At 39.4% G+C, this 12,166-nt stretch carries 10 protein-coding genes; 5 read left to right on the forward strand and 5 right to left on the reverse strand.

Annotation, left to right across the window (positions count from 1 at the left end):
- Window positions 1–45: 45 nt before the first annotated feature.
- Both ASC84_RS05240 and ASC84_RS05245 read left to right on the forward strand, forming a co-directional pair.
- The gene (locus ASC84_RS05240) at window positions 46–717 is read left to right on the forward strand and encodes a 4'-phosphopantetheinyl transferase superfamily protein (protein ID WP_056512309.1); all 672 of its coding nucleotides are present in this window, start codon (window positions 46–48) and stop codon (window positions 715–717) included.
- 380 nt (window positions 718–1,097) lie between these two features.
- On the forward strand, window positions 1,098–2,330 hold the full coding sequence (locus tag ASC84_RS05245; RefSeq protein ID WP_056512312.1) for an ammonium transporter: 1,233 nt from the start codon (window positions 1,098–1,100) through the stop codon (window positions 2,328–2,330).
- 84 nt (window positions 2,331–2,414) lie between these two features.
- Here the strand turns inward: ASC84_RS05245 and rsfS are convergent, their stop codons facing one another.
- The 5 genes from rsfS to ASC84_RS05270 form a co-directional block, all read right to left on the reverse strand.
- A complete protein-coding gene (rsfS, locus tag ASC84_RS05250) occupies window positions 2,415–2,816 on the reverse strand; it encodes a ribosome silencing factor (protein ID WP_056512315.1) in 402 nt (133 codons plus the stop codon).
- A gap of 102 nt (window positions 2,817–2,918) precedes the next feature.
- Window positions 2,919–3,713 carry a hydroxypyruvate isomerase family protein gene (locus ASC84_RS05255; RefSeq protein ID WP_056512317.1) on the reverse strand — a complete coding sequence of 265 codons (795 nt, stop codon included), beginning with the start codon at window positions 3,711–3,713 and terminating at the stop codon, window positions 2,919–2,921.
- A gap of 91 nt (window positions 3,714–3,804) precedes the next feature.
- Complete coding sequence (locus tag ASC84_RS05260) at window positions 3,805–4,680, reverse strand: NAD(P)-dependent oxidoreductase (RefSeq protein WP_056512320.1); 876 nt, start codon at window positions 4,678–4,680, stop codon at window positions 3,805–3,807.
- A gap of 36 nt (window positions 4,681–4,716) precedes the next feature.
- Window positions 4,717–5,505, reverse strand: coding sequence for a crotonase/enoyl-CoA hydratase family protein (locus ASC84_RS05265; RefSeq protein ID WP_004725906.1), 789 nt, complete (start codon window positions 5,503–5,505; stop codon window positions 4,717–4,719).
- A 333-nt stretch (window positions 5,506–5,838) separates the two neighbouring features.
- Window positions 5,839–8,646, reverse strand: a complete 2,808-nt coding sequence (locus ASC84_RS05270) for an ATP-binding protein (RefSeq protein ID WP_056512323.1) — start codon at window positions 8,644–8,646, stop codon at window positions 5,839–5,841.
- A gap of 314 nt (window positions 8,647–8,960) precedes the next feature.
- Between ASC84_RS05270 and cysM the strand changes: the two genes are divergently transcribed.
- From cysM to rlmD, 3 genes are read left to right on the forward strand one after another with little or no spacing between them, the layout of a single operon-like run.
- A complete protein-coding gene (gene cysM, locus ASC84_RS05275; protein ID WP_004725909.1) occupies window positions 8,961–9,881 on the forward strand; it encodes a cysteine synthase CysM in 921 nt (306 codons plus the stop codon).
- A gap of 59 nt (window positions 9,882–9,940) precedes the next feature.
- Entirely contained in the window at window positions 9,941–10,762 is an 822-nt protein-coding gene (locus tag ASC84_RS05280) for a 3'-5' exonuclease (RefSeq protein WP_004725911.1), read from the forward strand.
- A gap of 8 nt (window positions 10,763–10,770) precedes the next feature.
- Window positions 10,771–12,165 (forward strand): 23S rRNA (uracil(1939)-C(5))-methyltransferase RlmD, encoded by a 1,395-nt coding sequence (rlmD, locus tag ASC84_RS05285; RefSeq protein ID WP_056512326.1) that lies wholly within the window; start codon window positions 10,771–10,773, stop codon window positions 12,163–12,165.
- Window position 12,166: the final 1 nt, after the last annotated feature.

The raw sequence follows: 12,166 nt of genomic DNA on the forward strand, positions 1-12,166 counted from the left end.
ACATCAAAACCCAAAGTGATCTTTGGGTTTTTTTGATTTAAGATAATGAAAAATGTTTGGGAATGGATTGTGAATCGTATTATTCAATTGGATGTTAATTCTATTCAAAATATTCTTCCGAGTTACCATTCGATCGATCGAAAGGGGCAGATCCAAGAACTGAAACAGGCGATTTATCAATATAGAAATCAATTGTTGTCCGATATTTTTTCAGTTGAAATCAGTAACCACTCGTTTGAAAAAACAGATTTTGGTAAACCCTATTTAATTGATTATCCAAAGTTTCACGTGAATCATTCACATAGCCAGCAACATTATGCTTTGGCGAGTAGCCAGCAGATACAAGATTTGGGTGTGGATGTTGAGGATTTAGATCGAAAGGTTCGCTTTGACGCTTTAGCAAAACATGCTTTTCATCCTCAAGAATATCAGGCTTGGCAAGCGTTAGACTTTGATCCTACTTTTTGGTTTAAGGTATGGACCACCAAAGAGGCGATTTTAAAAGCATCGGGCCTAGGGATTCGTTTGAGTCTAAATGAGCTAAATACTGGAGTGCATGTGGTGAATGATGGTGGAATCTCTACGCATCCGCTATTGGGCAGTTTTGCCTATCAAAATCTCCAGCTGAGCCGAGTCATGCTGACGGTGGCATGGCGTTCTGAATTATCCTGTAAGGGCTTTGCATTTCCACAGATTCAAATCATTCAACATGGTTGATTAAAGACCGTATAGACGTTTTTATTCTGCATAACACATAAATTGCAACAACGTTATTCCATATTAGAGTGTGGCATCTATACGTCTAAGTGTTGAAATTTTCAACCTTAAGCCACATGTATTGCAAATCGGCATTGTTTAATAAAACCAGTTAAATGTAAGCTGCTTATCTTTAAATAAAAATAAATAGTAATCGATCACGATCAAACAATCTTGCTCGTCGCGTGTACTTTGTAAGCTATATTTTTTACATAAAAATTAGTTTATTTCTCCATGAAATTCTCTATACTTGATAAATTAAATGATAATTAAGTAGCGAAAATACTAATTATTGTGAATTTAAAGCGATGAAAAAGCGATAGGTTAGGATTAATTATATAGTGCGATTTAAATACTTCATCAGCTTAATTTGCATCATATTTTTTTATCCAAATTTTAGTTTTGCTTCAAGTTTAGAAAGTGATCTTGCTGCTTTTAATCTCATTACCAACTACGAGCTTTTATTCTTTGGTGGAATATTTGTCATTCTGATGCAAGCTGGCTTTGCTGTAGTTGAAGGCGGATATGAAAATACCTATAAGTCAATTTCCGCATTATGGGTCAATTATGTTTCAGCAGTTTTAGGAACGCTTATTTTTGGTTTCTTCTGCGCAAAAATTCTCCTTGCAGGCGATGCCACCTCCGAAAAATATATGAATGGCATGCTGCATGGTTGGCATTGGAATTTATTATTTTTTTATACCCTAATGGCCACCACAATAACCACTGTGGTTGGGCGAGTGATTCCGAGTAAAGTTCCCTTATTTGTCAACTGGATAACTGGTTTAATGATCGCAGGTGTGATCTTTCCTTTCTTTAGTAGCTGGACTTGGGGAAATATCTTATTCGGTAAGGGCTGGTTAAAAGAGTTAGGATTTATTGATTTTGCGGGTTCAACAGTGGTGCATTCCACCGCAGCATGGATTGTGTTGGCGGGCTACTTAACTTTAAAACCTCAAGACCGACAAGAAATCTTAAAAAAAGACTTAATCTTTGAAGATTATAAAATCTTATCTTTGGCATTGGCTGGCTTTATTCTTTGGCTGGCATGGTCAGGTCTAAATGTAGTTTATATCTCAGCACTCTATGCGGATATTGGAGTCATTGTCATCAATGCCTTTGCTGCACTCTTTGGGGCAATGATTGCCCCCTTGATTTTTTCCTTGGTACTCAACAATAAAATTATTTCATGGGTTGAAATGATTAAAGGTGCTTTGGGTGGCTTGGTGGCGATCACGGCAAGTTGTGGTTTAGTGAATTTGTCATCGGCATTGATTATTGGCTTAGTTTCTGGATTATTCACAATCTATTTACCCCGTTTATTGACCTATTGGATTGATTCTAAGCATATTCGTGAAGTTGTTGTGGTACATGGTATTTGTGGAGCATGGGGCACACTGGCTGTTTCTTTGACAGATAACCCCGTGATTAATTTAGCCAACAAGGCCAGTGTTATCGATCAAAGTATTGGGATTACGGTAAATTTTGTGTGGAGTTTTGGCGTTGCATTCTTAGTATTTAAACTGATTTGTAAACTGCGTAATGCATACTCAATTAAGTCGTTAAAAAATTGAGTACTTAAAAGCTTTGAAAAAAGCCAAGCACTAAAAAAAGCGACATAAAGTCGCTTTTTTCATATTTAAGTTCTGTATTAAAAGTTAGGCAACACTTTCAGGTGTCACACGCCATAAACTTTCCAGATCATAAAATTTACGTGCTGTTGGTAGCATCACATGTACGACTACAAATCCTAAATCGATAAGGATCCATTCAGCGTCTCGTTCACCTTCAACACCAATTGGGCGAAAGCCTGCTTTACGTGCTTCTTCAGCAACATTGTCAGCAAGTGCTTTAACATGGCGTGTTGATGTCCCGCTCGCGATGACAATTGCATCTGAAACGTTGCTAATAGCGCTGACATCAAGTTGAATAATATCTTTGGCTTTTACATCAAGTAGAGCTTCTTGTACGACTTTTAAACAAGTCTGTACGTCTTGATTTTGAGTGTTCATTGCAAGTTCGTGAGAATTAGAAGCGCTGGGCGATGGTTCTAAATTCATATAAGGTATATTTTCCAGAAAATATCTCATCTTCTAATATAGCGCTTTTGTCTAAAAAATACAAATTATACAATGCAACCGTTTGCCTAAGCATACACCCATTTAATAGCTATGGTTGTTTGAAAAATATTTTTCTTTCCATGCAAATGACTGATTTGAATGCGATTGTGGCTTGTATTCTGCTGCAATAAAGCCCGTATAGGCGCTTTGTTTTAACCATGAAAAAATTGCAGAATAATCAATTTGTGCGGTATCTGGTTCGTGACGTCCTGGGCAGTCAGCAAATTGGATATGCCCAATCCAATCAATATTTTCTTGTAAGGCTGCCAGTACATCTTCGCCCATCATCGCCATGTGGTAACAGTCAAATTGCATTTTTAATGCAGGATGCTGTACTGCTTCTAACATTTCTTGGCCTTGTGCAATATTTTGAACCAAGAAACGCGGCATGTCTGTACCATTGATCATTTCAAATACAGGCTGGATATCACGATTAGAGAGCAGATGACAAGCCAGTTTTAAATTGTTTGATAAGGTGTTTAAACAGGGGAGTAAGTCGGCATCTTGTGGTTGTTTACCTGCCAAAATATTGACGTTTGGAACATTGAGCGCTTCTGCATATTCAATTGCAAGTTCCAAGGCTTGATGAAATGCCAGTTCTTGACCAGGCACACCAGCAAGTCCGTTTCCACCTTGCATCAAGTCACCGGCGGGAACGTTGATCAGGCAAAGGCTGAGGTCATATTGTTCAAGTTGCGCTTGAATCTCTTCAATGCTTAATTCATACGGAAATTGAATTTCGACATTGTGGAAGCCATGAAGATGTGCCAAAGCAAAGCGTTCAATGAGCGGCACTTCAGTAAAAATCAAGGATAGGTTTACTGCGAGTTTAGTCATAAGAACGCTCCTTGCTATATTTGGACTCTCATCTTCAATGTAGTAGGCAATAGATTATTTTTCAACTTATTTATGTGTAGTTCCGTGTATTTTAACCCGATTTATTTTCCACTTGATGAATGACTGTGGCTAAATCCGACTCAGCAAATCCGTTGTTTTGATGGCTTTGTAATTGCCCAAGTGCACGTTGAGCCACAGGGATTTCTAAATCAAATTGCTGTGCAAGTTGAATGGCATTATTTAAGTCTTTAGAAAGCGTTTGTACCTTCCATTGTACTGGCTCAAAAGTATGTGTTGCCATACGTGGGGCTAAAATTTGGAAAGGTTTTGAGTCAGCAAAACCACCAGCCAAAGCTGGCGCCAATAGGGTTGTATCTACACCTGCTTTACTGGCAAGCGCAACAGCTTCCGCGATCAAGGTGCTATTGGCAGCAACGATAAGTTGGTTACAGATTTTAGTGGCTTGTCCAGTACCTGTTTCACCCATACGTGTGACACGCTGTGACAGGATATTGTAAACGAGGCTCAGTGCTTGGATCACCTCAGCATTGCCCCCAGCAAAAATAACCAGCGTGCCATTTTCGGCGCCTGCAGTTCCACCTGAAACAGGTGAGTCAATCCAAATCACCTGTTTTGTTGTTGCGCTTTCAGCCAGCTGCTTGGTTTTATCCACAGATAAACTGGAGAAATCCACAATCACTTGCTTGGCTTGTAAATAGGGCTCAATGTGCTCATAGACTAGCTGTACAGCTTTATCATCAGCAAGGCAGCTGAGAATAATCGGATATTCTGCAATATTCTCAAGCTGTAATGGGTGAGCACCTAGATCAATAAGGGCGTCACAAGCAGATGCTGTTCTGTTCCAGACAGCGACATGCAAGCCTGCTTGGATTAATCGGGTTGCCATACGGCTACCCATTAATCCCATCCCTAAAAATGCAATTTTACTGTTACGATCAAAATTCATTTTATAACTCAAAAAGCTTTCAATAATAATTTTGGATTATTTGTATTGGCGCGGTAAAAATTTTAATTCAGGATTTTTATCCTTTTTACGTGCAATTTGACTATTTTTACCCAAGAGTAATTTTAACTGCCAAATCTTCTCTAAACGTAAAGATTTCTGAGGTTGATGTTCCATAGCATCTAAAACACGTTTAGCAGCCATCAGCGCATCTGGCGAGCGTTGCAGCATCTCTTCTGCAATGGCTTGAGCTTTTGCCAACGGTGAGTCGTCTACATGCGTCACCAAACCAATGTCTTTGGCATAATTGCCATCAAAAATACGTGCAGTGAGGGTAAGCTCTTTGGCTAAATCAATACCAATCACGCCCTTGATTGAACGGGTTAAGCCCATGTCAGGCACAAGCCCCCAACGGCTTTCCATGATTGACATTTTAGTCTCTGGGTGTGCGATACGAATATCAGCAGCCAAAGCAAGTTGCATCCCAGCACCAAAACAGAAACCTTCAATTGCTGCAATGACAGGGACAGGCAGTTCTTGCCAGATCAAAAATGCTTTTTGGAATAGGCTTTGACCAGGTTTAATCAGTTCCCAAGCAGCAAAAGCTGTATTTTTTGGACTATTTAAGTCAGCAAGGTCAATACCCGCACTAAATACATTGGCTTCACCCGTCAGAATCACCACACGAATACTGCGGTCTTTTTTAATCTGTTGTGCGACGCTTACCAGTTCACGGAGTAAAGCAAAACTCATGGCATTGCGTTTATCTGGACGATTTAATGAAACTGTTGCGATACCATTGTTTTTTTCTATATGTAGTAGTGCCATGATCTTGACTCATTTTTTCCTTGGTCATCAGCATAGCATGTGAATTGAATAGTTACATGACAGTAGAGTCACCGAAACTGTGTTGATGTGCCAATTGGGTAGTAAAGCCAAAACAGGATTGCAATAGTGACTTGTATAATTTTATTGGATCTTTAAAAAGATGATTGCAATAAAAAGATTGTTCTAATTCATGCTGTTTTAAAGAAACAATAAAAACCATACGCAGGATAAAACCCAGAGTCAACTTGGGTTTTATCCTGCGGGTTTAAAAACAGCTTAAAACGCGATAAGAAAAGCGTTTATAGCGCTGAATCGGCTAGAACTGCGCTGTATTTATGAAGCGGGTAAAATCTGCTGTGCAGCTGTTTCAACTTCATGAATCGCCAATTGAAGCTCATCAAAGCGTTTCATCACGTCTTGGATAAAGGCTTCATCTGCTTTACGGCGCTCTTTGCGTAGCATGGAAATAAATTGTTCAAAATCACCCGTAATGCGTTGCAATTTTGGTGTGCCGACATAACGGGTAGCGCCATATAAGCGATGTAACACATGTTCTAATTGCGGGAAGTCCTCAAGCTCAATGAGTTGCTCAATTTCAGCCAACTCCGTTGGGAAGCTGTCGACTAGCATTTTTAACAAATCTTGTGCGAGATCTTCTTTATTGGCCGCTAAAGCAAGGCTTTGTTTCCAATCTAGAATATAAGAGTCCAGCGCTTCGATATATACTGTATTTTCGATAGGCTGTTGATGTTGAATAAATTTATCGCTTGTCCAATTGGTGAGAATTTGAATAATTTGTTCAATCTGGATCGGCTTGGTTACATAGTCATCCATACCCACTTTGAGTAGTTTTTGCTTCTCATCAGCCAATGCGTGAGCTGTCAATGCAATAATTGGCATTCGCATACCATCTAAGGTAGATTCCAGCGAGCGAATTGCCCGTGTGGTATCTATCCCAGACATGACTGGCATTTGAATATCCATAAAGATAAGATCAAACGGTTTAGCGCCTTGTTCAACCCCTTGCTGAATAATGGTTAAGGCTTCTTGACCACTGAGAGCTTTGGTGGTTTTTACATTTAGCTCGCCTAATAGCGCTTCTAGTACGATCAAATTCGGTAAATGATCATCTACTGCTAAAACGTGTAAATCTTGCCCTTTAAAGTCTTTATGATGTTCTTGTTCAAAAACAGGCTGATTACTTAATAGTTGAATCACTGAACTACGGCTCAGTGGTTGATACAATGGACGCGCTTTATATTCAGTCAACATATTTGGATCAAGTGACATTTGATAGCCATATACCGCCAAATGACCTTGATAACGACCACGAATTTCTTTAAGTAAGGCTTCAGTATCTCCACTGTGATCAACGATCAACCAAGTATTTTCAGTATTTTTTTCTAAGCTATTTAGGCGGCTAAACAGATCTAAAATTGATTGCGCTTCTGTATGCTGGACTTGATAGTCTTCTAAGTAATGACGTAATACATTGGCGGTTGCAGGGTGTGCCAAGAAAGATACCACATTTAAGTTTTTAAATGATGGATGAACAATTTCTTCATCTTCATTTACCGTTAACATGGCAGTAAACCAGAAGGTTGAACCTTTTTCTGTTGGTGCACGTTCTTGGTTATCTTCAAAGCCAATTTGACCATGCATCAAATGTACAAGTTGCTTAGAAATAGCTAAACCGAGTCCTGTACCACCGAATTGGCGAGTGACAGAAGCATCACCTTGAGAGAATGATTCAAATAGTCGTTTACGATCGGTACCACTTAAGCCAATACCACTGTCTTGTACACTAAAGTGCAGCAAACATTGCCCGATATCATCATGTTCCATACGCGCACGAACAATAATTTCACCATCAGGGGTGAATTTAATCGCATTGGAAATAAGATTGGTCAGCACCTGTTTAAAGCGTAAGGCATCACCAATGACATGTTTAGGCACATTGTCTGCGAAATAGAATGCCATCTCGATATGTTTTTGTGCTGCCAATGGCGAGAGCATGTCCATCACATCGAAAATTGCTTCTTCAAGATCAAAAGGTGCAGTTTCGAGTTCTAATTTACCTGCATCAATTTTCGAGAAATCGAGTACATCATTAATCAATGCCAATAAATGTGCAGAAGACTTACGGATGGTCTGTAAATATAAACTTTGATCATTGCTTAAATTGTCTTGGCGCAACATCAAATGAATAAAGCCATCAATACTATTTAATGGGGTACGTAATTCATGACTGATATTGGCAAGGAAGACCGACTTCGCCTGATTGGATGAAATCGCCTGATCACGGGCTTGTTTATAGGTAATGTTCTGGACTTCTAAGGTGTCTAATGTACGACGTAAATCATCTTCCGTTTGTTCAGTATGTTCTTTTAGTTCAAGGAAACTGAAATGTAGCCGTTTCACTACATTGGCAATATCACGCTGTAATAAGCGCAGCTCCCCAGTACTGTTGATCACCATATGTTGATCAAGTGTATCTGCATTTAAACGTTGCAATTGCATCCGAATTTCGTACATCGGTGCAATCCAGCGTCTTGAATAGAAATTTAGACACAATAGAAGCAACAGTAGCGTTAATAAGGCAGTCGTAATCAATACGATCATGACGCGATAATGTGAAATTTCTAAAGGTTGATTATCAAGTTCAATCACCAACCACATATTTTCAGCAGATTTGCTGGGGTTTAGTTTAATCCCATAAATATTGTTGTACTTATTTTGAATTGGTCCAAAGAAAGTGCCTGATTTTGGAATTTTTGGCCAAGCACGTTGATTTTGGTAGCCTACACTTAAATGATTGACGTTATTTTCATCTAAAATCGCTGCGCTGAGTAAATGCTTTTCGTTAAACATTTTTTGTAAAATGCTTTCAGCTTTGGCGTGTTGAATTGGATCTTGTTCCATGACTGCGGTGAGTTGCTCAGCAGTATATTGGTAACGGCTCAATATCGCGATGGCTTGGAAGCGCTGTTTAGACTTGGCGGCAGCTGATGTTTCAGAAAGAACCAGTGCTGCTCCAACACATGCCAAAATCATAATTGGCACGAAAATTAACGCAATAAGTTGACCATAAGCGTGATTGAGTTTTAAGCGTTTAAAGAGTTTTTTATTGAAATTCGACATTGTTCCAGCAACTCATTGCCCATGGCAAAGATATTAACATGCTTTAATCATCCTGCATGACAATATGACTAAAAATCTTGTGAATTGAAAACGAGTTATGCTGTTTTATAGATAACTTTATCATTTCTAATTCTAAGTAAAGTTTATTTTTTTATATGTATTTAATTTTATTCAATAAAGAAAATCATGCTCCTACTTGGGTGTGTTGATATATATGAATTTAGTTTGATCATTCCAAGCAAAATGAAGCGGAAAGATGTGCAGTATGTTTCTTTTTTTCATACAATATGCCCACCTCGATATAGGTGCAACCGATGAGTCACACACAACCTGATTTCTTAGCCGACGAATTTTTGTTAGATCACTATGTAGGAAAAACTCCTCTGGTGCGTTTACAACGTTTGGCAAGTCATACTCAAGCAACAGTATTGGCAAAGCTAGAAGGCAATAATCCTGCTGGTTCTGTTAAAGATCGTCCTGCATATAACATGATCATGAAAGCTGAACAGCGTGGTCAAATTAAGCCGGGTGATACGTTGATCGAGGCGACGAGTGGAAATACTGGGATTGCGTTGGCAATGGTCGCCGCAATGCGTGGTTATAAAATGAAATTGATCATGCCAGGGAACTCTAGCCAAGAGCGTAAAGATGCGATGCGTGCCTATGGGGCTGAATTGATCGAAGCAACCAATATGGAGGTTGCGCGTGATATGGCTTTGCAAATGCAAAGTGAAGGCCAAGGTTTAGTCTTAAATCAGTTTGGCAACCCAGACAATGTGGAAGCACACTACCTGACTACAGGCCCTGAAATTTGGCAACAAACCGCAGGGAAAATCACCCATTTCGTGAGCTCTATGGGCACAACGGGCACGATCATGGGGATCTCTAAATATTTAAAAGAACAAAATCCAGATATTCAAATTATCGGATTACAACCTTCAGAAGGTTCAAATATTGCGGGTATTCGTCGTTGGCCACAAGAATACTTACCGACTATTTTTGATCCAAGCCGTGTCGATCAGATCATGGATATTCCGCAAATTGAAGCAGAAAAAACCGCACGCCGTTTAGCACGTCAAGAAGGCATTAGTGCTGGGACTTCTTCAGGTGGTGCTGTATGGGCATCGGTTAAAATTGCTGAAGAAAATCCAGACGCAGTGATTGTCTGTATTGTCTGTGACAGAGGTGATCGTTATCTTTCTACAGGTTTGTTCTCTGTTGAGGATGAAGAATAGTTGCTTCGAAGTCATAAATTGCTTCATGATGGCAAACTTGAGTATTGAGTAAAGCTTTTATGCGTCTTCCAGTTTTAGTTTTTGATATCGAAACCCTGACCGATCTTAAGTCTGGGGCGCATTTATATGGCTTGGATTTACCACAGGACGATTTAGAACAGGCGTTGGCAAAACTACGCCGTCAAGAATCGGGGATGGATTTTCAGCGCTTGGCTTTACATGAAATTGTTTGTATTTCGGGATTGTGGATTGATGAAAATGGTGTGATGAAACTGTTTTCATTTAGTCGAGAGCACTATACTGAAACTGAAATTTTACAAAAATTTTTATCTATCTTTGATAAAAGACATCCAACACTCGTGAGCTGGAATGGCTCACAGTTTGATTTGCCTGTGATTTTATTCCGCGCCATGTATCATGGACTATCTGCGCCAAGTTTGTTCGATCAAGGTGAGATTGACACACAAAAAAGGTATAATAACTATCAGAACAGATACCACAACCGTCATGTCGACTTAATGGATGTCATGGCGATGTTTAATGGACGTCATTTCCAGAAATTGGATGATGTTGCACATTTATTGGGTTATCCCGGTAAACGTGGTATTTCAGGTTATTTTGTTCCCGAATATGTGAATACACAGCAATGGTTGAAACTCACCAGCTATTGCGAAGGTGATGTTTTAAATACATGGTTGATTTTCTTAAGATGGGCTTTGCTTAAAGGTCAGATTTCTTTGCAAGATCACCGTTTATGGATTCAAGCCTCTATTCATTATTTGCAAGGACAAACTCAACAACATGAGTTTTTAAATGTTTGGCGTGAAACCTCACAACGAACTGAATTTACTCAAGCAGATTTTTCCTCCACACCCGATTAGGTATCCCTTTGAAACATAGAGCCAAACCTCGACCATCTCAGCTTCCACAATATATTTTTAAAGTTGAAAGATTGTCACACGAAGGGCGAGGGATTGCGCATTATGGTACAGAACTCAATCATCCAAGTGAAAAGCAGGGTAAAAAAGTTTTTATTCGCTATGCACTGCCTGGTGAAATCGTAAAAGCTCAAGTGACGCGTCAAGTATCCAAACTTGAAGAAGCGGACAGTATTGAATTACTCAGTGAGCCAAATCCACATCGTATTCAACCGATCTGCCCACATTTTGGTACTTGCGGTGGATGTAATATGCAACATATTCATCCAGATGAGCAAATTCGCTTAAAACAAGATGTTTTAAAGTCACATCTCAGCCACTTTGCGGGTTTAGTGCCTGAACAGTGGTTAGCGCCATTGCGTTCAACACGTACCGACTATCGACATAAAGCCCGAATAGGGGTGCGTTATTTAGCTAAACAAAATAAATTACTGATGGGTTTTCGTGAAGCACAGAGCAACCACTTAACTGCAATTGAAACCTGTAAAATTTTAGATATTGAATTAGATCAGGCCTTACCGGAAATCAAGGCATTACTCGAAAGTCTAAAAGGCAAAAGCAGCATTGGTCATATAGAATTAGCCAAAGGCGATAGCGAAATTTCATTATTGGTTCGCCATACTGAAAAATTAAAAGCCCATGATGTCAACCTATTGCAACAATATGCGTTACAGAAACAGTGGCAGTTGTATTTGCAACCTGCGGGTGTGGAAAGTGTACAACGTCTAGATGATGCTCAGGCAGACATGCATTTGCATTACCGTTTAAAAGATTTTGATATTGAGTTTGCGTTTAATCCAACAGATTTTACCCAAGTGAATCCCACTGTAAATCCGCAGATGGTTAATCTGGCATGTGATTTGCTTGAGTTGAAAGCAGGTGAAACTGTTTTGGATTTATTTTGTGGATTGGGGAATTTTTCTCTGCCGCTCGCTAAACGTGTGGGTGCTACAGGAAAAGTCATTGCTGTTGAAGGTAGCGAAGCGATGGTGAAGCGTGGTACAGAAAATGCACTGAACAATCGCATAAGCAATGTTAAATTCTATTCACAAGATTTAACAAAAGACTTTTCGCATTATTCTTGGGCAAATCAAGGATTTGATGCATTATTGATTGACCCTCCTCGTGCGGGTGCAGAACAAGTTATGCATTATTTGCCCAAATTTGGTGCGCAAAGAATCGTTTATGTGTCGTGTAATCCCGCAACATTGGCGAGAGATGCTGGAATTTTGGTACAACATGGTTATCAACTCACTAAAGCAGGTGTGATGGACATGTTTACGCACACAGGGCATGTAGAATCGATTGCTTTGTTTGAAAAGAAATTAGAGATAAACGATTTATAAT

Source organism: Acinetobacter sp. Root1280 (genome assembly GCF_001425285.1).
Taxonomy (GTDB): domain Bacteria; phylum Pseudomonadota; class Gammaproteobacteria; order Pseudomonadales; family Moraxellaceae; genus Acinetobacter; species Acinetobacter guillouiae.

Bases quoted from the DNA above. Each gene is read 5' to 3' on its own strand.
- ASC84_RS05270 (WP_056512323.1), bottom strand. From the start codon at position 8,646: ATGTCGAATTTCAATAAAAAACTCTTTAAACGCTTAAAACTCAATCAC.
- ASC84_RS05260 (WP_056512320.1), bottom strand. From the start codon at position 4,680: ATGAATTTTGATCGTAACAGTAAAATTGCATTTTTAGGGATGGGATTA.
- rsfS (WP_056512315.1), bottom strand. From the start codon at position 2,816: ATGAATTTAGAACCATCGCCCAGCGCTTCTAATTCTCACGAACTTGCA.
- ASC84_RS05280 (WP_004725911.1), top strand. From the start codon at position 9,941: ATGCGTCTTCCAGTTTTAGTTTTTGATATCGAAACCCTGACCGATCTT.
- ASC84_RS05255 (WP_056512317.1), bottom strand. From the start codon at position 3,713: ATGACTAAACTCGCAGTAAACCTATCCTTGATTTTTACTGAAGTGCCG.
- ASC84_RS05265 (WP_004725906.1), bottom strand. From the start codon at position 5,505: ATGGCACTACTACATATAGAAAAAAACAATGGTATCGCAACAGTTTCA.
- ASC84_RS05240 (WP_056512309.1), top strand. From the start codon at position 46: ATGAAAAATGTTTGGGAATGGATTGTGAATCGTATTATTCAATTGGAT.
- cysM (WP_004725909.1), top strand. From the start codon at position 8,961: ATGAGTCACACACAACCTGATTTCTTAGCCGACGAATTTTTGTTAGAT.